The sequence below is a fragment of the Corynebacterium mustelae genome (assembly GCF_001020985.1).
Taxonomy (GTDB): domain Bacteria; phylum Actinomycetota; class Actinomycetes; order Mycobacteriales; family Mycobacteriaceae; genus Corynebacterium; species Corynebacterium mustelae.
This window is the reverse complement of record NZ_CP011542.1, coordinates 889,108-908,970: the sequence shown is the minus strand read 5'-3', so window position 1 is coordinate 908,970 and position 19,863 is coordinate 889,108. Positions and strand designations below refer to the sequence as shown.

Below are 19,863 nucleotides of genomic sequence, written 5' to 3'. Positions count from 1 at the left end.
TCCGAACACATCAGCCCCAACAGTTGATAGGCCTGTTGGGGCTGATGCGGTTAACGGGGACTCGGTTTAGGAGAGCATCCCGCCGAGAGAGTTACCGAACCCATCCGTAGCCACCACGCTCGGCGCGGCCTGAATGTATTCAGCGAACTCATCCTCAGCGCGCACACCCGCGCCGCCGAGGTTCTCACCGTCGCGGGTTTTCATGATGTTCCCCAGACCTGCGGCCACACCCCGGTTGCCGTTAACGTTGAATGTGTAGAACTGCAGGCTTACGCGACCGTAGCAGCCGGAGTAGAACTCATTGCGGTCAATGATGGGGGTACCGTCGGGGCCAAGGATCTGTGGCTTATAGTCCGCATTAGCGTTTGCGTTGATGAAGTAGTGCCCGGCGTAGACTTCGTCTTCGCGCTCCAGGTCACCGTCCCGCAGGGGGAGCTTCAGCGAGCCTATTGGTGGGATCTTTCCGTTGAACTTGGCCTTGCCTTCTTCCAGGGCCTCCTTGATCTTCTGCTCGATCAGGGCGAGGGTGCGGGTAGCCGTCTTCGGGATCAGGATCGAGCAGGAATACTTTTCCTTCTCGGAGCCGTTGATCGAACGGGGTTCCCACACGTTAGCGTAGGAGAAACGAACCTCATCAGGGGTTACAAGTTTGACAGACATGAATGTACCTTTCTAGTTGAGAAATTCTGCGAATTCTTCCGCAGCTGTAGGGATATGAAGTGGCGGCCTCGGGTCGCTAGCCTCCACCAGGGCGGGCTTACCCGCCGGTTTATGCACCAGATCACCGAGAAGCTCCTCGAACTGCTTCTTGCCGAGCTTCTTCTGCATCGCCGTGATGGTGAGAAGCTTCTTTTGGAAAATGTCGGTGAACCCAGCCTCTTCGCAGGCGCTGATGACTGCCTGCTCGTCGGTGTACTTTCGTATGCTTCGACCCTCGACCACTTTGAAGCCCGGCCAGTTATGGCCCTGCATGGCCTTTTCCGTCGCGTAGTTGAGAAGCGCTTCGGCGTAGCGTTTCAGATCAGGGATGATCTTCAGCGCATCGGCTATCTCCTCATCGGTGAGCTCCGGAGGGTCTTTGAACTCCAGCTTTGCTAGCTTTAGGGCGTTTTCCGCCCTAGCCCGGCAGGTGGTTCGGATTTTGCAGAAGGTGCACCACTCGCCTGCTTTGAATTCCCCGTCGCCGTTTACGGCTAGTTGGGCTTGGGGTACGAGGGTTTCCTGCGCCCAGGTGTTCAGCTGCTCCACGGTTTGCTCGAAAACCGATATGTTTTCCCGGCGCGGTTGGAAAATCACCATTTTGACGCGTTCGACGTCGTAGAGCATGCCGAGGTCGTTGAGTGCCCCTAGGGCGTATATTTTCAGCTGGGGGTTTTCCCACGCGTCGACGAGTACGCCTTTCCCGTATTTCAGGTCGATGAGGGTGAGGGTTCCGTCGGCGATGATGATGCAGTCGGCGGTCCCGAACCCGTCGGGCACGAGATGGGAGAAGTCGACTTTGTGCTCCAAGATTATTTCAGCATCTGTGCTGAGTTTCTTGGCTTCTTTGTAGGCCTCTAGGACGTAGGTGACGTAGTCGTCGGTGTGTTGGTCCATTTCCGCACTGTCGTATTCGGATTTTGGTTTCCGGGTGCGGGGTTTGAGGAGTTTGAGTTTCTTTTTTAGTTTGTGTTCGGCTAGTTCGTGGGCGGCGGTTCCTTCCTCTGCGGCGGTTGTTGTGGTGTCGGGTAGTTCGGCTTCGATGGTTGCCGATGGGGTGCAGTTGAGCCAGCGGTGTGATCCGGATGCGGATAGTACGGCGTGGTCTCGGTCTGCGTGGTGTGTTTCGGTCATTGGATGATCCCGTCTGCTAGTGCCATGACTTCGGGGTAGCGTTCTGGTGGGATGTCGGATAGTTTGCTGACGCCTAGGTTGGTGAGCATGTTTTTCACCGCGTCGGCGTGGCCTTGTTTGGCTATGTCGACGAGCCGTGTTCTTACGTCCTCGAAGGTCAGCTCTGGTGCTGTGGGTGTGGGTTCCGGCGTGGGTTTTTCGACTTCGGCCGGCACGTCGGCCGGCAGGGTTGTTTGTGCTGGCTGTGGCGTGTTTTCGGGTGTCGGGTCTGGTTGAGCCGGCACGGTTGTTTGGGTGGGTTCAGGTGCCTGTGTCACCACAGGTTCCGGGGCTGGTGGGGTGTTGTACTCCCCCAGGTTTCCGGACGCTTCCGCCCAGTCGAGGGCGACCGTCTCGATAGCGCCTAGTGCTATATACATATCCGTGAGCCCAGCTTTGACCCTGGCGGCGGCGTTGAGGAAATCTTGTATCTGCGTGGTGGGTGTCATGGCTAGTCCTCCTTAAAAAACTTGGTGATATCGGTTTGGGCATCGCACTCTATGAACTCTCCGTTGTCCTCCAATTCGAGCCGGATGTTGATTTTCAGGGTTGCGGTTTCTACCGGGTTGTCGATGTCTACGCTCCTGAAGCAATGCTCGGCAATGGCGCGTATGGAGTCTGCGAGTGGCTCGACTCGGGTTTCCGTGCCCTCTGGCAGCAGCGTGGATTGGTGTAGTTTCACGAGGTCAAGTTGTTTGATTGCTTCCTCGATAACCTCCGGGTCGACGTCTGGCAGGGTTCCGGATTCCTGCATCTCGGCGATGGTCATCGGGTCGAGATCATTTGTGAGGTAGTTCTGTGCGATCTCCAGCAGTCGGGTGGTTAGATCCATGGGGTTTGTCCTTTCAGGGGTTAGGCTGCGGCCGTGCCGGTGTCGGTGTTATTCCGACGTCGGCGTAGCAGCGCGAAAATGTTTGTGTAGGGGATCAGTTCGATGTGCTTTTGCCCTGGCTCCCGCACGGGCAAAGATTGGTTGCAGCCGAAGCGCAACCAGGTGCGTACCTCACCGGTGATGGTGAGGAGGTGGGTAGCCTCATGGGCTCTGGCGGTTTCCGCGAAGCGGATACGTGTATGAAAGTCTGCGTCCCGTGTTGGTAGGTCGAGATTCACGACCTCGTAGCAGGGCGGGATTGGTGTCATGTTGTCTCCCTACTGGGGATTTTCTGCAGCTGGTGTATCCGGTTGATCTCCAGGGTCAGTGCATCAATCGCATCCTGCATGGCCGAGATGGTTCGCTGTGGCGCGACCCATTTAGCGGCGATTGCGGCCAGTTCCATTTGCTTTTCGCGGAGGATAAGGGCGCGTTCGGTGTGCATCAGCTGCACCTGTGTGGGGTGTGGCTGGTGTTTAGCCGGGGGTTGTTTCTCAGCTAATATGCGTTGCTGAACCCGGGTGAGGGAGCGTTCTGCTTGGTTGAGTTCCTCGTGGTTTTTCGCGGTGAACCCCGAGAGTGTTCTAGCCATTGCGATGCACCTACTGGCTTTTGCTAGCAGGTCGAGGGGGTTGGGTTTCGTACTCACTCCCCCACCTCCCCCTGTTCTTCGAGGGTGAGACTAAGCGCATCGGCAAGGTCGGTGTAATCCACCTCGGGGTGTTTTCCCCGGAGCTCATAGAGGGCTTTTTGTGCTTTGGCTTGGCGTTGGTGCCACACCGTGAGCTTCCGCCCTAGATTCTTTATTTCGATCTGGAGCGTCTTGCGCTCCTCGATAATCTTTGAAAGCGAGTCTTTTTGGTTATTGACCTTTTCCTTGAGTCCTTGGGCGCGGGATTGTTCGTTTAGACGTTCACGGTTCGCGGCGTCGAGTGCGTGCCCTAGGTTTCGTATGAGTTGGTCGCGTGCCTGGATGTTCCGGCTGGCGATGGTGATCAGTAGGTCTTGCTGTTGCTGTGCCTCGTCCCACCGTGGGGGCGAGTTGGTTTCAGCTAGTGTGTAACCGTTGCTTTTTGCGGCGTCCCGAATGTATTCGGGCAGGTCACACACTAGTTGGTGAATGAGGTAGTCGTTCATGGTGTTTCCCTATTTTTTTGGTGTGTGGTGGGGCTGCCCGGGTGCAGCGGTTCCGCTCCCCCTGTTCGAGAGCTGGGGTTCATGGCGGCGCTTGTACCCCGCTGGTGACTGTTCCGGCGGGGCGTCACACCCGGGTGGCCTCGTGGCATGCCCAGGGGTTGCACCCGGGGGTTGCATAACTGGAAAATGCACATGCCCTTTTTCGGCCAATCTGTTTTCCGTACCTTGGCCGTGAAGGTTCTTCATTTGTACTGCCCCCCTTGTTTTGCCTCCCGCGTGCCACTGCGGGGTTCCTGCCCAGTACGGTGGTGGGCTTGCGGGGTCGTGGCGCACTCACGTGGTGCGCTCTCCCGCCAGTATTTTTCCTTTGAGGGGCGTTTCACTATCGAGTTTTCAAAAAGCGCGCCCACCCGAGTTCCGCCCAGACGTTTTACTGTGGGGTGGTTCTTGGGGGCTGTGTGCCTGGGTGGGGAGTCGAACCCCACGCATGTGTGTTCCCGGCCGGGGCAGGCCGCACCAGGGTTTACCGCTGGCGCTCCGGCATTAATTGCGCTAAATGCTTTTTCGCGTGTTTACGCAGTCGGATAATGACGGTCAGTAACAACACGTTGACTAGGGTGCATAGAACGATGAAGGCGGTTAGGGGTTCCATGGGTTCGGGCTTCTTGTCGGATGAGTTGGAGTTCTAGCTCGTTGATGTAGTCGAGGGCTTGTTCTGCTTTGCGGTCGGCATCGGCCACCCACGCGGCGAGGAAGATTGTTATGAGGAGCAGTGCGATTGTGAGTAGGAGGGTCATGGTCAGTTGCTTTCTATGCGGTGTTTTTTGCGGCGAGATTGTCTATGGATTCGCGGCTTACTCGGAGTGTGCGTGGCGTGAAGTAGGTGGCCACGAGTTTTCTTTCGTTGATGAGGCGTCGGACGGTTTCTTTGGAGCAGCCCATGTAGTCAGCGGCTGCGGTTACCGTCAGCCATGGGGGCATTTCGGTTGTCATTGGTTATTTCCCTGGTATGAGGAATTGATGGTGGTTGTGGTGGGCGCTTGTCTCAAGCAGCTACTAGGGGGTCGTTGACGAGGTCGAAGTATCCGCTGATGAAGGTTGGGTCGCCTTGGATGGTGGCGACTTTGAGGGCTACTCGGGGTGTGACTTCTGCCCCGGCGCGTAGTTGGGTGATGTCGTCTGGGTTTACTCCGATGCAGGCGGCGAGTTGTTCGTCTGTGGTGAGGTTCCGTGATCGCATGATGTGGTCTAGTGCGCCTGGCCGGAAGCGGTAGCGTGGTGCTTTTTGCATGGGGGTTCTCCTTTCGGTTTTTGTGTTTTGTTTTCCGTGTTGCCGTGTTGCAACCTGTGACCACAGTTTGCCAAGAATGACCACAGTGTGCAAAACCTGAAATGGACAACACCCCCACAAGTCACCCCCAACAACGCCGTTAAACTGGTTCTTTACCCTCAGCTTTACGTTGACCACAAAACGCTATACGATGGGGCCCATGGATGTTAAACAATGGTTACAAAACCTGATAGGCACCGACTCCATGCGGAGCGCATCAGCAAAAGTCGGGTACGCACAAACCACAATCCAACGACAGATGGAAAAAGGTTCCCTATCCCCGGAAATGGTTATCGCACTATGCCGCTCCTATGGACGGTCGCCCATAACTGGGCTGATTGAAAACGGCTACATCCATGAGCACGAAACTGACGGCATCGGTATTGAGTATGCTTTGCGAAAAGCAACCAACCAGCAAATACTTGACGAAATACTCAAACGCTCCGACCCCGAAGCGCGGTTGCTTTTCACAAACGACGCCGACCCGAACGTGATCGACCTCGCCGAAGGCCCGGTCGAATTCAACCCGGCGAGCGTCACCCACATCGACGACCTGTCTCATGTAAGAGGTAGCCGCTATGCTGCTGATAGGAGGATGAGAGAACCACAAGAAGGAGACGATGATTACGGATCAGGAGCCTAAACTCCTCCAGTTAGCCGAAGACCTAGGAATCCAAGTACTCACGGACACTCAAGGGGTGCTGCACCCCCTAGATCTCGGCGGCTGGTTCCCACAAGCCCGTACCATACTCTTAGCCAAAGACCTAGGTAGGGGCGACTATTTACATACACTCGCACACGAACTAGGCCACGCCTACCACGGGCATGAGGGGTGCTTTAACACCCGGCAGGAATGGCAAGCAGACCGTTTTGCTGCGGAGCTGCTCATAGATCCGCTAGCATATGCAGAAGCTGAGAAACTATACGGAGAGCACCCAGGAGCGATAGCCCACGAACTCGGGGTAGCCCGCCAAACGGTACTCATCTGGAGACGAATATACGAAAGGAAACCAGCGTGCTTAAACTCTTTAAAAACCTCGCCATAGGGTTCGGAAGCCTCAGCGCCATAGGAATAGTAATCGGCATACTAACCTTCTTCGCCTATCCGGAAGAAGGGATATCCATAATCACCACCATGGTGACCGGCCTCATGAGCTCAGGGATACTGTGGGTTCTGTGCGAAATCGCAGACCGACTACCAGAACCTTCGAGAATCCCGCCGGGTATGCAAAGGCCACAGATGCCCGCAGGTGTGCACCCCGCAAACCCCGCGCACCAAATAAACCAATAAAATGAAAGACCCTCCCCGATTGGAGAGGGTCCTATTTTTTCGGCTACAGCGAGTCGTCCACGCGATCCATCAGCGTATCCACCCGCCCCGCACGCACCTTCATATACACCCCCAGGATCGTCGAAATGTCCTCTTGTCCCAACAGTCGGCCAATCTCTTTCAAGTGCGCCCCCTGCTCCGCCAACCTAGTAATCAGCCAGTTCCTACCGCAATGAGGGTCTATGTCCATGCACACCCCAGCGCGTTCTTTCGCACGGCCTAGCACGCTACGATAACTGGTATCCATCATCGGAGCACCTTTCTCCGTCACTGTCAGCAGCAGCTTTTCTTGCAGCGCTTCGCGGTTTTTCTCAAACACCTGCACGGCGCACGTTTCAGTGGGGGCGTAGTTGGCAAGGTGGTCTAAAAATATCTGGGTATGACTCCGCAGGATAGGCACGTCGCGGTACCCGGCGGTGGTTTTAGGCGACTGCCATAGCATGTACGTCCGCTCGCCGCGTTTATTGATCCGCTGTGCATTCTGCTCCACGCGCACCACCACACGAGGCGCAAAAGGCACCTCCCCAGTAACCCTTACGTGGTGTTGTTCCAGCGCGAGGGCTTCGCCTAACCGCAGCCCGTGGAAAAGAACCAACGAGGTTAGAGCTTTATATCTCGGGTTCATATGCCCCAAAATGGCGTGCAGCTCCGCGTCAGTAGGTAAATACTTCTCGTCGCTTTTGACTCGTCTACCTGCTTCCTTAATTTCGACGGGGCTGCGGGGTATCATTTCGCGCTCGACCGCCTCCGCGCATGCGGCCTTCAGGCGTTTGTACGCCTGTTGGTTTACTGTCGGGGAGTCGTATGTCTCGCAAATGGCGGACCACCAAGCATACACCTTGGTTTTTGTTAGCTCCGCTAGGGGTGTTGCGGCTAGGCCGGTGATGCGGAGATCGGCGTCGCCGGGTGGTTGTGGCTGGGTGATTCGGTTCTCGGTGACCTTTACGTAGTTGGCGTGTGTTGAGGGTTTAATCGGGTTAATTCGGGTGCGGAGCCCCTCGTTGTACTCTGTTACCCACTCACCGACCGTTAGGGCGGCTGTGGCCCCAGTAGTGGGAGCTTCGCGTTGGCTGGGCGGTGTCCACCCTCCGAATGTGATGAGTTTTTCTTCCTCCGCTAGCCAGGCTATGGCAAGCCGTTGGGTTTTGAAGGTGCCGGGTGCTTTGTATTGACCACCGTGGTGGCTGTACCGTGCTTGCCAGCGCCCAGAGGGGAGTTTACGTATGCTTCCGAATTGTGCCATGGTGGAGATCTTTCGTGCCAAAAACGTGCCAAATATAAGACAACCTAAGACTACCCCAGACCACATAAGCGGGTTAATAGTAAAAACAAAACACCAGGTAAAACAATAAAACCCCCACCCACAAGGGGCGGGGGAATCACAACCAGTGGAGCCGCCGGGAATTGAACCCGGGTCCTACGTCATCTTGCCAGGGCTTCTCCGTGCGCAGTTCGCGCAATGGATCTTTTACTCTGACTCTCCGGCTTGGACGAACACTCCCGGATGATGAGCCACAGTCAACGAAAACTGTCCCAATTCACCTCGTTGACCCGATGAATCGGTAAAGTCCCTTAGTCGATGCCAGAATCCAGGTCAGGGACGGCCCTGGTCTGACAGACACGCAGGTCGCTGACTATTCTTTATTAGGCAGCGAGGGCGTAGTCGCGCTGAGTGTTCTCGGCGCTTATCAATGTGCTACGACGCTTACGGTGGTCTCTAGCCTGCACCGGCACGCTTCCCCTGGCGTAATGTACGCAGTCGAAACCAAAATCGACCCCGTATTGTTGGCGGGTTTTGTGCATTTCCAACAAGTTCTTTCATATTAGTCCCGGTGCCCCAGTTTGCGCAATTATACTTTCGATCTATGCGCGGGTATGAAGATTTCTTTCAGTCGTCGGTTGAGCTTGCCCCGCCGGGTGCTTCTGATTCTACGTTCTTTGATTGGCATGGGATCAGGCTGCATTATCTGCATCGGCAGCGGGCAACTGATCGCACGGTTATTTTTGTCCACGGGGCGGGTGCGCATGCGGCGGCGTTGTGGCCGTATGCCCAGTTGTGCGCGCTTGATGCGGTTGTTATTGATTTGCCGCTGTTCGGTGCCAGTGTTGCCCCTGATCCCGGCGCGATCCGCTATTCGGATTGGGTGGCGGCATTGACTGCCTTTATCGCCGCCTGGCCGCGTGATGTGGTGTTGGTGGGGTTTAGCATTGGTGGCGTGTTGGCGGCCGATGTGGCCACACGGTGCCCGAATGTGGTGCGCACGATCACGACCTGTCTGGTGGAACCGCGCGGTCTGCTCTCGCAGTTGTTTATTACCAGATTCGGGGTATTTGGGGTTGTGGGAGCGGTGTTAGCGCCACTTGTGGTGGGGCGGGTGGCGCGGCTGCGGATTCCGATGAGGTGGGTGGCGCGGTTTAGCCGGATGAGTAGTGACCCGGCGTTACAACGGCTGTGTGCTTTCGATCCGAAAAGTGGTGGGGTGTACGTGCCGTTGGGGTTTTTGGCGTCGTTGCTAAAATTCCGGCATAAGTTTGATCCGGGCAGCGTGGAGTTGGCGCACCCGGCGAATGATCATTGGACCCCGGTGTGGCTGAGTATGCGGTTGAAGCCGAGGTCGGTGGTGTTGCTTGATTCGTGTGGGCATTTTCCGGTGGAGCAACCGGGGTTGGGGCAGTTTATCGCTTTGATTAACCGTTGATGCCTTTGATGCGTCGTCCGAGGTCGCGGATGATTTCGCGTTCTTCGGTGCGGCGTTTGATGTCTTGGCGTTTATCGTAGGATTGTTTACCTTGGGCCAGCCCCAGTTCGCATTTGAGCCGTCCGTCTTTGAAGTAGAGGCTTAGTGGTACGAGGGTTTTATTGCCGTCGCGGACTTTGCCCATGAGTGAGTCGATTTCGCGTCGATGCAGCAGGAGTTTGCGTACTCGTCGGGGGCTGTGGTTGGTCCAGTGTCCCATGGAGTATTCGGGAATGTGGAGGTTGCGTAGCCATACTTCGCCGTCGTCGATGGTGGCGAAGGCGTCGACAAGCGAGCATTTGCCTTCCCGCAGGGATTTGACTTCGGTGCCTACTAATACAACGCCACATTCGTAGGTTTCTAGGATGTGGTAATCGTGTTTTGCTTTCCGGTTGGTTGCGATGATTGGTGAGGGGTTTTTCTTTTTCTTTTTCGCCATAATTCGTCTTATTCTAATGGCGAAATAGTCGTTGATACCAGCTGGTTGGGGCGGACGTTACCTCTTGGTCAGCGGCGAGCGCAGCCAGTGTTCGCTTATCGACGATCGCAGGTCCGTAGTCTTTCAGCGCAATCAGCAATGAATCCAGGTAGTCGTGGTTGTTGGTTGCCGAGAGTATTACGATGGTTGCGTTATACGGTTCGATGCTGTACCAATCCTGAATGGTGGCTAGGTCTAACGGCGCGGGCGGGTAAGCACCGTGGATGATGGTGGCGTCGTCGACAAGCAAAATCCGGGTTTGATAGATGTCGTGTAATAACTGAATATCGGAGATGAGTGTGATGGTATCGGCACTCAGCCCGGTACGAACTGCGGTGGCGTAGAGTTCGCCAAGCGCGTCGGCGGGGGTTGCAGCGGAGTGGACGATGCGAACTGCGGTGGGTGGATAGCCGGGGCCGACGGTGCCAGAAGCAGTGACGGCACGTTCGATGCTGCGAAATTCACCGATCTGTAGCGCCGATCCCATAGCCCCCGGCTGAAATGAGACGGCCATGGCTACTGCATCTGCCATGACCGAAAGTCCCAATGTCCAGGTTATTTTCGGACGTACCATCGGAGCGTACCTTGGGCGGTTAGTGCCGCGAAGATGATGCCGACCAGGGCGACGATGGGGATCACTGTCCAAATGTCGGCCGTGGTTATTCGGGCGATTAATTGGCTGTCGTAGAGTCCGGCGAGTGTTTTATCCACCACCCATGCTTTGCCTGCGAAAAGGGCGAGACCGGAAAGGATCGCACCTAGAAGCACTGCGAATACTGCTTCTAAGACGAATGGCGCTTGGGTGTACCACCGGGAGGCGCCGACCATGCGCATGATTTCGGTTTCTTGACGACGATTAAAAGCCGCGATTTGCACCATGTTGACGATCAAGAAAATCGCGGCAATGGCTTGAATGCCAGCAAATAGGAAGGTGGAATTCCGAATTGCATCGAGATTATCGGTAGCGCCTTTCAAATCATCGACCTGGTCGATCACTTGATCCACGTGCTGAATCGTGCGCACTGGGTCCAGTGGTGTGGTGTCGAGCGGGTCAATTAACCGCACATGGAGGGCGGCAGGAAGTGCATCCTCGGAGGTTTCGGCGACCAGTAGTGGGTCTGAGTCTTGGAATAATTCCACGTACCGCTGGTAAGACTGTTCCCTGGAGCGGAAGGTAACTGATTTCACCCCATCTGATTTTTCCAAGATGCTTCGTGCTTCTTTACAGGTTGCGGAGGAGCAGTCTTTGTCGGTTGCCGAGATTTCCTCATCAAACTGCACCATCACCTCAACCCGCTCTAAGTAAATGTCCTTGGTGCGGTCGGTCATGTTGGTCACGAGGAACCCGGTGGCGAGCAGTGCCAGGGAAATCGCGGTGGTAATGACCAATGCTATGGTCATGGTGATATTTCGGGCTAGGCCGCGAAACGCTTCGCGGAATACAAATGCAAGTCCCATTTCCGTTAATTCACTCCCCTAGTTATTGCGCTTCGCCGTAAACGCCGTGGGCATCGTCACGTACTAATGTGCCCAGGTTTAGTTCGATAACCCGGCGGCGCATGTCATTGACGGCGCGGGCGTTGTGGGTACTCATGACAACGGTTGTTCCAGTTCGATTGATTTGATTAAGCAATACCATGATCCCGTCGGAGGTGTCGGGGTCGAGGTTGCCGGTGGGCTCGTCAGCAAGCAAAACCAGCGGCCGGTTCACAAACGCCCGGGCGATCGCCACCCGCTGTTGTTCACCGCCGGAGAGTTCTTGCGGCAATCGGTTGGCTTTGCCAGAAAGACCGACCAACTCCAAAGTATCCGGCACCATTTTGGCGATTTTGTCCTTCTTGGTGCCGATAACCTCTAATGCGAACGCCACGTTGTCGTACACGGTTTTTTGTTGCAGCAGGCGGAAGTCCTGGAAAACATAGCCGATTTTTTGGCGTAGTTTATTGATTTGGCTTCCCCGCAGCTTATTGACGTGGAATTCGTCCAAATAAATGTCACCGCTGGTGACGTTTGTTTCGCGGATCATCAACTCTAAGAAGGTGGACTTTCCGGACCCGGAGGGGCCGATAAGAAAGACGAAATCACCCTTGTCTATGCTCAGCGAAATGTTATCCAACGCTGGCCGGGTTGATGCTTTGTATTGCTTGGTGACATTCTCAAACCTAATCACCTACACTACTGTAGCGAAACAATTGTGAAATTTGTAGATCATTGTGACTGTTGTTGCGTCATGCGCCACCGGATTCCCGCTTCTAAAAACTTATCCAAATCCCCGTCAAGCACCTTGGTGGGATCATTTGTCTCAAACTGGTTCCGGTGATCTTTGACCATCTGATACGGGTGCAACACATAGGACCGCATCTGATTACCCCACGACGCATTCCCACCAGCACCAAGCGCATCAAGCTCAGCCTGCTCTTCCTGACGCTTCCGTTCTAATAGCTTCGCTTGCAACACCCGCATAGCCGACGCTTTATTCTGGATCTGGGATTTTTCATTCTGGCAGGTAGCCACAATACCGGTAGGGATATGCGTCAACCGCACTGCCGAATCGGTCGTATTCACCGACTGTCCACCTGGACCGGAAGACCGATACACATCCACCCGAATCTCCGAATCGGGAATATCAATATGGTCGGTAATCTCCACTACCGGCAACACCTCAACCTCGGCAAAGGACGTGTGCCTGCGGCCTTGATTATCAAACGGCGAAATCCGCACCAACCGGTGCGGCCCCTGCTCCACCGACAACGTGCCATACATATAATCGCCATGGACGGTAAACGTTGCCGATTTAATCCCTGCCTCTTCGGCATAAGAAACATCGTGAATATCTACCTTATGGCCACGCTTTTCCGCCCAACGGACATACATACGAAACAGCATTTCCGCCCAGTCGGCCGCATCCACACCGCCGGAACCGGAACGAATATTGACCACCGCTTCCCGGGCATCATATTCACCAGAAAGCATGGTTTTGACCTCAAGGGAAGAAATCTCCTCCCGCAATTGCTCAAGCTCGGCCTCGACGAGTTGATCACCCTCCCCCTCTTCCTCCGCCAATTCACACATCACCGGTATGTCATCTAAGCGGCTGCGCATCCCCAACAATTTCTTCAACTGCCCCTGCACCTGAGAAAGCTCGCTCGTGACCCGCTGCGCATGATCCGGATCATCCCACAATGATGGGTCGGAAGCCTGGGCCTCCAACTCCCGCACCCGGGTTTCCATTTCCTCGGGGTTTAATACCTTTTCAATTGTGGTTAACGTCGTATCAAGAGCAGTAAGTTCAGCGGAAATCTCTGGTCGCATAACACACTAGTCTAACCCACCCCCATTTAGTTGGACTAAGCCACAGCATGCACAATAAGAACATGGAGAACTCCCAGCAGCTATCAGACATGATTCCGGCAATAGTCAAAACCTTTGTCATTGCCCACGAAACCGACAGCGATGAACACCTCGCCCAAGCACTCGTCTATAACGCAGGTCGGCTCGCCTGGCGGCTGCGGGAAGCAGGCATTAGCGCAAAAGAAAAAACCTCTGTCTCCGACGTGGTCACTGAAGCCGACCACGCGGCAGAACAGTTCATCGCCAGTGCGCTCGAAGCACTCCGCCCAGAAGACGGCATCATCGGTGAGGAGGGCACCGCTAAGGCGTCGACAAGCGGAAACGTTTGGCACATCGACCCAGTCGACGGCACTTATAATTTCGCGTCCGGTTCCGATTATTTCTGCTCCGCTCTTGCGCTTAGTTCCCCCGACGGCGTGGCATTCGGCGCGGTGCACCGCCCGGCGATGGGATATACGTGGTTCGGTGGTGCAGATATCCCCACCACCCGCGACGGTAAGGCAGTAACACCACTTACCAATACTCCTCTGTCACAGCTGTGCCTGGCCACCTATATTCACCCCACGTTCATGACACAACCAGATGTTCATGACGTGTGGCTTCGCGTTGCCGCCGAAGCCGCCACCATCCGCATGTTAGGTGCTGGTTCCATCGACCTGGCATCAGTCGCCGACGGCAGCCTCGGGGTATGGATGCAGCACAGCGTCGCGGATTGGGATTGGCTTCCAGGCAATGCCTTGATCGAAGGCGCAGGCGGAGTCGGCATTAAACACACCGCAGGTGGCGTAGAATGGTCGATCGCTGGCAACGCCCAGGCCGTTGCCGAGGTCGCCGCACTATTGGAAGGAAATTAATGTTTCAGGCTGATCTGGATTTCGCGTTAACACTCGCCGACGCCGCCGACGCGCTGACGCTTTCCCGTTTTGAAGCAAGCGATTTGGTCATCGACTCTAAACCGGACATGACTCCGGTCTCCGACGCCGACATCGAATGCGAACGTACCCTCCGCGCCCTTATTGAAGCCCACCGTCCCGACGACGACATCCTGGGCGAAGAATTCGGCGGCGACGCCACGGTCACCGGCCGCCAATGGATCATCGACCCTATCGACGGCACCAAAAACTATGTGCGTGGGGTTCCGGTGTGGGCAACTCTGATCGCCCTGCTTGTCGACGGCGTCCCGGTTGTCGGCGTCATCTCCGCCCCCGCATTGGGTCGACGCTGGTGGGCGGCAAAAGACCTCGGGGCACACCGCAGCTTCAATAACACCGTTAAAAGGCTCAAGGTGTCCCAGGTTAAGGATTTAAGCGACGCCTCCGTATCGTTTTCCTCCCTGGACGGGTGGCGCGACCGCAACCTACGCGACCAGTTTTTTGCACTCTCCGACGTCACGTGGCGACTACGAGGCTTCGGTGATTTCTTCTCCTACTGCCTGGTAGCCGAAGGCGCAGTGGATATCGCCGCCGAACCGGAGGTCTCGCTCTGGGACCTCGCCCCCCTGGCGATTCTGGTGGAAGAAGCAGGCGGCCGGTTTACCTCCCTGAGCGGCATTGATGGCCCGCACGGCGGCGACGCCGTAGCTACCAATGGGCTACTCCATACAGCCGCATTAGCCTATCTCGGTGAAGATCGCTCTTCCAGCGGCACCAGACACGATTGATCCAATCAAACAGAGGACGACATGTAGCAAGTAGCGAATGTGACCACATGGGAATATAGAGAGCCGAATCCGCTACATGTCGTCATGCATATTTTCTTATACGTTTACCACCGCGCCGGGCACCCAATTAGTAGTCATCGTCGTCATCGCTGTCGACCACGATGCCAAAAAACTCACGAAATTCCGGCCAGTATTCCTCCCCAAGAATCTGGATTCCGATTTCTTCTGCTCGCTGCACGAATGCCGGGTTTAGGTAAATAGTGTCGTCGTTCAGATATGCTGGGACTTCGTTTTCTGCATCCGCTATGTCCAAAAAAGCCCGGAGGAACAGCTCAAAACTCGGGGCAAGTTTGTCCTTTTCCCAGCCACCAGGAATCATTCCATAGACGATCCCCGTATCTAACTGCACAAAGACAACACCATCTCCAACTTCCCTAGCAAAAAAGAGACACTCCCCGAAGTCCCACGCCGGGTCAAGCTCATACTGTCCAGTTTCTCGGTTTTTAAAAAGCACCCAACCAACTGCAAGTTCACGCAGTGACTCGAAAGGTTCAAAGCTAAGAAACAGGGATGTACTTGAGAACAGGCTTTTGTCAAACAAAACTCGGCTGTAAAACTCAGCGATATCCCCAGTGAGCTGAGAAAACAATGGCGTCATCCCACTGAGCTCTCGACCGTCTACCAGACTTACCTGCGGATTATCCTGACCTAGCCTAACCCACCCGACAAAACGCTCCAGCAACTGGCTATCCACAACAATGCTCCTTCACTAACCGTGATATTCGAAAAAATCATATAACAGTAAAGGAATGTGACAGATCGGTTTAGGAATCAAAAATCGCATCCCTTAGCTGGCGTTGGGTTGGGGTTATCGCCGACTGCCAGCCAATAGTATCCAGGGCCGACTGGTAATGCCGCAGATTGGGGACATCCATAGCGATAGGAGCTAAACCTGCGCGTTTTCGTAAAGCAGCAATCGCGATTAGTTCCCAATAGATCGCGCCGTCAATTGCTTCGTAATGAAAGCCTGGTGTGTTGGTAAGGGTGCTGCGGAAATCGACGATGCCAGCCACAATGTCATCGATATTCTCGTCATCCCATCGGCGCATGGCACCTAGATACGGCGGGGAGATTTCCACCGCGTCTATCAATTCGACACTTCGATTTCGGGTCTCCGGGTCATCGATCACGGACAGTGCCAGAGACAACGCGAGTGGCATGGTAGTGGACGTGGCCGCACCACCATAGTCAGCGATCATCGAAGCGTCATCATTCCAGCACGCCACGATGTGTCGGGCATTCCACACGATGTCATCGTGCTCCCCGATCGCCAGCGCGGTGAATAAACTAGCCGTGCTTGCGGAAAGATGCAGGCTGCTGCTGTGAAGAATCGCACGGGCACAATCACGCAGCACGCCGAAATACTGGCTGCGAATAAGCTTTCGGAAGTTCTTAAGGTCACCGGTGCGCAACCACCGGTGACCGTCAGCGAGTGCCTGGTAGGCGCGAAGATCAAGTAGGTCATCAATGTAGCATTCGCCGAAGATCGGGACCATAATTGTCTGGTTGTATACCGATTCAGCACCGCAGGCGCTAACTAACGCGGTCAGGTGGGCGTCGTAAAGCGAAACCATGATAACTTTCACAATAAAAAACCTGGGACTTCGCCCAGGTTCCTTAGTAGTAGTGGAATTACTCCGTAGGCAAGGTGAAGCCGGCGCCTACCCCACCCTTGGCGTTGATATCACTGATGACCGCATCCATATTGGTGGAAACGGTAGGCATAAAGGCATCACCCTGCCATGGGTTGCGGCACGCTAAAGCGTAATTAGGGATAACACCACCAGACACCATGCCGACCAAGCGGTCGCCTTCCATAAGCGGCGCACCGGAATCACCCTGCATGGCGCAGACCTGGCTGATGCTAGCGCGATCATCCGCGTCCCACACCATGCCGCACGTGGTGCCGGTAGCAACACCCGTCTTACATACGCGCTTCCACTTGCCGGGCTTACCGCCACCGACAGCATTGACGGTCACCCCGTTGTAGCTGCGGGAAATCTTGGCGTTGGAACCAAGCTCAATGACGGAATAATCCAAATCTTTACCATGGGCTACAACCGTGCCGGACTTACCGACACGCCACGAATCGGCGGACATCACCGGGGCACCTACCTTACCGCAGTGGCCAGCGGTGATCGCCACCTTACGGCCTTGAGAATCCACACCGGTGGCCGCGATGGTGCACAACTGGTTATTATCCACATACACCGGAGTGGAAGGCCCATAGAGCGAATTGCCTTCCCGCTCGACGAAAACTGACTCCAGTGGGGTGTCCGGCGCATCGAACCACGAACCAGGAACCCGGTGTAGCACCCGGTCAGCAAACGGGCGCTGTGCCATCACCTTGGAAAAAGCATCGTGCCGCCAATGATAGTTTGGCCCATCCAAAATCGGTCGGTATTCCTCGCCGACTTTCTTCAAAGTTTCATCGCCCGGCTGCGACTTAGCACCGTTACCGGTGTACTCAGCAATGAGTCGCTCCATATTGTAGTTATGCCCGGCGACAGCCTTATCGGCGTCCTCAATAAGCTGTGGATCGATGGTGTTCGGATCGACGGCGATTCCGGCTGCCTCCAAGTCTTTGACGGCTTGTTCCCATGCTGCGGAAGGGGCTGGCAAAGTGAAAGCCCCAGCACTTGGTGTTGTACTCAAAGCCAATCCTGTGATAAAAGCCGAGAGGGCGAGGCTGCGAGTAGTACGTTTTCTACGCATGTGCTGGGGTTCCTTTACCAATCAAGGGTGGATGAAAAAAGTTTGACCTTGGTTATCATGCCACGAAATTCGGCCGAAAAATTCCACATCTACCCCGAATTAGGTTAGTTAATTTCCACCAGGGCTTGTCCGCCCTGGACAGAGTCACCAACAGCGACGTGAATGGTGTTGACCACGCCGGAATTAGGGGCAGTGATTTCGGTTTCCATCTTCATAGCTTCCAAAATCAACAACACCTGTCCAGCCTCAATTTCGTCACCTTCATTGACCAAAATCTTAAAGACCGAACCGGCCAAAGGCGCGACCACAGCGTTGGCGGACACACCTTGCACGGAGGCGGTAGCAGGCTCCGAATGAATCGTGGCGGCACCGCCACCGAATACGATGGCACCTAATTGGCGCTGTTCTTCCTCCACCTCGACTTCGACGGAGTACGCAATACCGTTGACGGTTACGTTGAGTTTCATATTGTAAATCCTGTTCTACAGACCCAGCATCCGCTGCTGGACATTCTGACGACCCTGCGCAGCCCACGTACGGTGGCGGGAATAGCGCACAGCTTTGACACGGCCTTTGTTTCCTAAGAACGCACTCACCGCCGCAGAAATGGCGACAACCACATCTTCGGGAATGGAAGCATCCGATCGCTTACGCAACTCAATGAGCTCCGCCTCCGCCTTATCCAGGCGTTGGCTAAGCTGAGCCACCAACTGGGCAAGCTCTTGGTTTGATAATTCACTCATGGTTACTTTCAGTCCTTATTACACCGGCATGAGGCCGTGCTTCTTGTGCGGCCGGGTAACCCGCTTATTGGCGAGAACTTCCAGAGCATCTGCGATGTGCTTGCGCGTTTCAGCCGGGTCGATGATGTCATCGACCAAACCACGAGAAGCAGCCATAAACGGCGTGGAGAAGGTTTCCTTATACAGCTGGATTAATTCTTCCCGCTTAGCGGCTGGGTCTTCCGCCTCCTCGATTTCCTTGCGGAACACCACATTAACGGCACCCTCAGCGCCCATCACAGCGATCTCGGCGGTCGGCCAGGCAAATACGCGATCTGCGCCTAGGTCCTTAGAGCACATGGCCAGGTGAGCGCCACCATACGACTTACGCAATTCAACGGTGATCTTTGGTACCGAAGCAGAAGAATATGCGTAGAGCATCTTTGCTCCGTGGCGGATGATACCGCCGTGCTCTTGAGCCACGCCAGGCATGAAGCCCGGGACGTCGACAAGCGTTACAAGCGGGATATTAAAGGCGTTGCAGAAGCGAATAAATTGCGAACCCTTGTCGGAGGAATTGATGTCAAGCACACCCGACATCACGTTTGGCTGATTGGCGACGATACCGACAGTGCGACCGACGACCCGGCCGAAGCCCACCACAATCGATTGTGCGTAACCGGCCTGAACCTCCAGGAAATCGCCACGGTCGACAATCCGGGCGATGACCTCCCGAATGTCGTAACCCTTCTTGCCGTCAACCGGCACAATATCGCGCAAGTACGGATCAGGTTCAACAATCGGATCTGGGTCAACCACCGGTGGTTCCTCGGTGTTGTTTTGCGGCAGGAAGCTAAGAAGCTTCTGGGTGATTAGGATTGCCTGCTCATCATCTTCAGCCACAAAGTGAATATTGCCGGCCTTCATCATGTGGGCATCTGCGCCACCGAGCTGTTCGGATGTCACATCCTCGCCGGTCACCGACTTAATAACGCCCGGGCCAGTAATGAACATGTTTGCCTGGCGGGTTTGGATGATGAAATCAGTCAGTGCTGGCGAATACGCTGCACCACCCGCGCACGGCCCTGCGATGATGGAGATCTGCGGCACCAAGCCAGACAGCATGACGTTTCGATAGAACACTTTGCCGTAACCAGACAGGGAATCAATGCCTTCCTGGACGCGGGCACCGCCGGAATCATTAATAAACACAAACGGGGTGCCAGTAGTAGCCGAGGCCTCCATCATCGCGGCAACCTTATTGGACTGGGTTTCCCCAGCACTACCACCCATCACAGTGAAGTCTTGGGAGGCGATGTGTAGTGGCCGACCAAATACCGCGCCAGAACCAGTCACCACACCGTCAGCTGGGGCATCCGCTGTATCCATGCCGAAATGTGTGGTGCGGTGGGTGGCAAACATGCCGGTTTCGTGGAACGTACCTTCGTCGACAAGCGCTGCGATTCGCTCACGGGCGGTGAGTTTACCCTTTTCATGCTGCTTATCCAGCTTTGCCTGACCGCCGCCAAGTTCAACTTTTTTGCGTGCTTCCGCCAGCTGCTCAAGGCGCTGGGCCATTGTTGGTTCGTTAGCCATTAT

27 protein-coding genes and 1 other RNA gene are annotated in these 19,863 nt (G+C 55.3%); 5 read left to right on the top strand and 23 right to left on the bottom strand.

Annotation, left to right across the window (positions count from 1 at the left end; translation table 11 throughout):
• Positions 1-66: 66 nt before the first annotated feature.
• From CMUST_RS04245 to CMUST_RS04200, 10 genes are all read right to left on the bottom strand, one after another.
• Positions 67-660, bottom strand: coding sequence for a DUF2815 family protein (locus CMUST_RS04245; RefSeq protein WP_047261472.1), 594 nt, complete (start codon positions 658-660; stop codon positions 67-69).
• Positions 661-672: 12 nt separating this feature from the next.
• Positions 673-1,833, bottom strand: a complete 1,161-nt coding sequence (locus CMUST_RS04240; RefSeq protein WP_047261471.1) for a DUF2800 domain-containing protein — start codon at positions 1,831-1,833, stop codon at positions 673-675.
• Entirely contained in the window at positions 1,830-2,321 is a 492-nt protein-coding gene (locus CMUST_RS04235; protein WP_047261470.1) for a hypothetical protein, read from the bottom strand. Before CMUST_RS04235 ends, CMUST_RS04240 begins: the two co-directional genes overlap by 4 nt.
• Positions 2,322-2,323: 2 nt before the next feature.
• Entirely contained in the window at positions 2,324-2,704 is a 381-nt protein-coding gene (locus tag CMUST_RS04230; protein ID WP_047261469.1) for a hypothetical protein, read from the bottom strand.
• 20 nt (positions 2,705-2,724) lie between these two features.
• On the bottom strand, positions 2,725-3,012 hold the full coding sequence (locus tag CMUST_RS04225; protein WP_047261468.1) for a hypothetical protein: 288 nt from the start codon (positions 3,010-3,012) through the stop codon (positions 2,725-2,727).
• Complete coding sequence (locus CMUST_RS04220) at positions 3,009-3,335, bottom strand: hypothetical protein (RefSeq protein ID WP_047261467.1); 327 nt, start codon at positions 3,333-3,335, stop codon at positions 3,009-3,011. The genes CMUST_RS04225 and CMUST_RS04220 overlap by 4 nt, the downstream gene beginning before the upstream one ends.
• Positions 3,336-3,388: 53 nt before the next feature.
• Entirely contained in the window at positions 3,389-3,880 is a 492-nt protein-coding gene (locus CMUST_RS04215) for a hypothetical protein (protein ID WP_047261466.1), read from the bottom strand.
• Positions 3,881-4,452: 572 nt separating this feature from the next.
• The gene (locus CMUST_RS04210; protein WP_047261465.1) at positions 4,453-4,677 is read right to left on the bottom strand and encodes a hypothetical protein; all 225 of its coding nucleotides are present in this window, start codon (positions 4,675-4,677) and stop codon (positions 4,453-4,455) included.
• Between the two features lie 13 nt (positions 4,678-4,690).
• Entirely contained in the window at positions 4,691-4,873 is a 183-nt protein-coding gene (locus tag CMUST_RS04205) for a helix-turn-helix domain-containing protein (RefSeq protein ID WP_047261464.1), read from the bottom strand.
• A 52-nt stretch (positions 4,874-4,925) separates the two neighbouring features.
• Positions 4,926-5,171 (bottom strand): hypothetical protein, encoded by a 246-nt coding sequence (locus CMUST_RS04200; protein WP_047261463.1) that lies wholly within the window; start codon positions 5,169-5,171, stop codon positions 4,926-4,928.
• 199 nt (positions 5,172-5,370) lie between these two features.
• Between CMUST_RS04200 and CMUST_RS15795 the strand changes: the two genes are divergently transcribed.
• Positions 5,371-5,853 (top strand): hypothetical protein, encoded by a 483-nt coding sequence (locus CMUST_RS15795; protein WP_052844521.1) that lies wholly within the window; start codon positions 5,371-5,373, stop codon positions 5,851-5,853.
• The gene (locus CMUST_RS04190; RefSeq protein WP_047261462.1) at positions 5,831-6,256 is read left to right on the top strand and encodes an ImmA/IrrE family metallo-endopeptidase; all 426 of its coding nucleotides are present in this window, start codon (positions 5,831-5,833) and stop codon (positions 6,254-6,256) included. The genes CMUST_RS15795 and CMUST_RS04190 overlap by 23 nt, the downstream gene beginning before the upstream one ends.
• 288 nt (positions 6,257-6,544) lie before the next feature.
• On the opposite strand, the gene CMUST_RS04180 is transcribed toward CMUST_RS04190, so the two are convergent.
• Positions 6,545-7,783: a tyrosine-type recombinase/integrase gene (locus CMUST_RS04180; RefSeq protein ID WP_144414121.1), complete on the bottom strand. Its 1,239-nt coding sequence runs from the start codon at positions 7,781-7,783 to the stop codon at positions 6,545-6,547.
• Between the two features lie 143 nt (positions 7,784-7,926).
• Positions 7,927-8,319: a transfer-messenger RNA gene (gene ssrA, locus CMUST_RS16280) on the bottom strand.
• A gap of 86 nt (positions 8,320-8,405) precedes the next feature.
• Here ssrA and CMUST_RS04175 point away from each other — a divergent pair.
• A complete protein-coding gene (locus CMUST_RS04175; RefSeq protein WP_047261460.1) occupies positions 8,406-9,239 on the top strand; it encodes an alpha/beta fold hydrolase in 834 nt (277 codons plus the stop codon).
• Here the strand turns inward: CMUST_RS04175 and smpB are convergent.
• The 5 genes from smpB to prfB are packed head-to-tail and all read right to left on the bottom strand — an operon-like array spanning position 9,229 to position 13,068.
• Positions 9,229-9,717, bottom strand: a complete 489-nt coding sequence (smpB, locus tag CMUST_RS04170; RefSeq protein WP_047261459.1) for an SsrA-binding protein SmpB — start codon at positions 9,715-9,717, stop codon at positions 9,229-9,231. The genes CMUST_RS04175 and smpB overlap by 11 nt on opposite strands.
• A 13-nt stretch (positions 9,718-9,730) precedes the next feature.
• Positions 9,731-10,330: a hypothetical protein gene (locus CMUST_RS04165; protein WP_047261458.1), complete on the bottom strand. Its 600-nt coding sequence runs from the start codon at positions 10,328-10,330 to the stop codon at positions 9,731-9,733.
• The gene (gene ftsX / locus CMUST_RS04160) at positions 10,312-11,214 is read right to left on the bottom strand and encodes a permease-like cell division protein FtsX (RefSeq protein ID WP_047261457.1); all 903 of its coding nucleotides are present in this window, start codon (positions 11,212-11,214) and stop codon (positions 10,312-10,314) included. The genes CMUST_RS04165 and ftsX overlap by 19 nt, the downstream gene beginning before the upstream one ends.
• Before the next feature lie 22 nt (positions 11,215-11,236).
• Positions 11,237-11,926 carry a cell division ATP-binding protein FtsE gene (ftsE, locus tag CMUST_RS04155; RefSeq protein ID WP_047261456.1) on the bottom strand — a complete coding sequence of 230 codons (690 nt, stop codon included), beginning with the start codon at positions 11,924-11,926 and terminating at the stop codon, positions 11,237-11,239.
• 38 nt (positions 11,927-11,964) lie between these two features.
• Complete coding sequence (gene prfB / locus CMUST_RS04150) at positions 11,965-13,068, bottom strand: peptide chain release factor 2 (RefSeq protein ID WP_047261455.1); 1,104 nt, start codon at positions 13,066-13,068, stop codon at positions 11,965-11,967.
• A 62-nt stretch (positions 13,069-13,130) separates the two neighbouring features.
• On the opposite strand from prfB, the gene CMUST_RS04145 reads away from it, so the two are divergent.
• Entirely contained in the window at positions 13,131-13,961 is an 831-nt protein-coding gene (locus CMUST_RS04145) for an inositol monophosphatase family protein (RefSeq protein ID WP_236690155.1), read from the top strand.
• Entirely contained in the window at positions 13,961-14,767 is an 807-nt protein-coding gene (gene hisN / locus CMUST_RS04140) for a histidinol-phosphatase (RefSeq protein WP_047261453.1), read from the top strand. Before CMUST_RS04145 ends, hisN begins: the two co-directional genes overlap by 1 nt.
• Positions 14,768-14,894: 127 nt before the next feature.
• Here hisN and CMUST_RS04135 read toward each other — a convergent pair whose 3' ends face one another.
• The 6 genes from CMUST_RS04135 to CMUST_RS04110 form a co-directional block, all read right to left on the bottom strand.
• A complete protein-coding gene (locus CMUST_RS04135) occupies positions 14,895-15,521 on the bottom strand; it encodes a hypothetical protein (RefSeq protein ID WP_047261452.1) in 627 nt (208 codons plus the stop codon).
• A gap of 70 nt (positions 15,522-15,591) precedes the next feature.
• Positions 15,592-16,413, bottom strand: a complete 822-nt coding sequence (locus CMUST_RS04130; protein WP_047261451.1) for a hypothetical protein — start codon at positions 16,411-16,413, stop codon at positions 15,592-15,594.
• 46 nt (positions 16,414-16,459) lie between these two features.
• Complete coding sequence (locus CMUST_RS04125; RefSeq protein ID WP_047261450.1) at positions 16,460-17,542, bottom strand: S1 family peptidase; 1,083 nt, start codon at positions 17,540-17,542, stop codon at positions 16,460-16,462.
• Positions 17,543-17,646: 104 nt separating this feature from the next.
• The gene (locus CMUST_RS04120) at positions 17,647-18,009 is read right to left on the bottom strand and encodes a biotin/lipoyl-containing protein (RefSeq protein WP_047261449.1); all 363 of its coding nucleotides are present in this window, start codon (positions 18,007-18,009) and stop codon (positions 17,647-17,649) included.
• A 15-nt stretch (positions 18,010-18,024) separates the two neighbouring features.
• The gene (locus CMUST_RS04115) at positions 18,025-18,285 is read right to left on the bottom strand and encodes a hypothetical protein (protein WP_047261448.1); all 261 of its coding nucleotides are present in this window, start codon (positions 18,283-18,285) and stop codon (positions 18,025-18,027) included.
• An 18-nt stretch (positions 18,286-18,303) separates the two neighbouring features.
• On the bottom strand, positions 18,304-19,860 hold the full coding sequence (locus CMUST_RS04110) for an acyl-CoA carboxylase subunit beta (protein WP_047261447.1): 1,557 nt from the start codon (positions 19,858-19,860) through the stop codon (positions 18,304-18,306).
• Between the last annotated feature and the right edge of the window lie 3 nt (positions 19,861-19,863).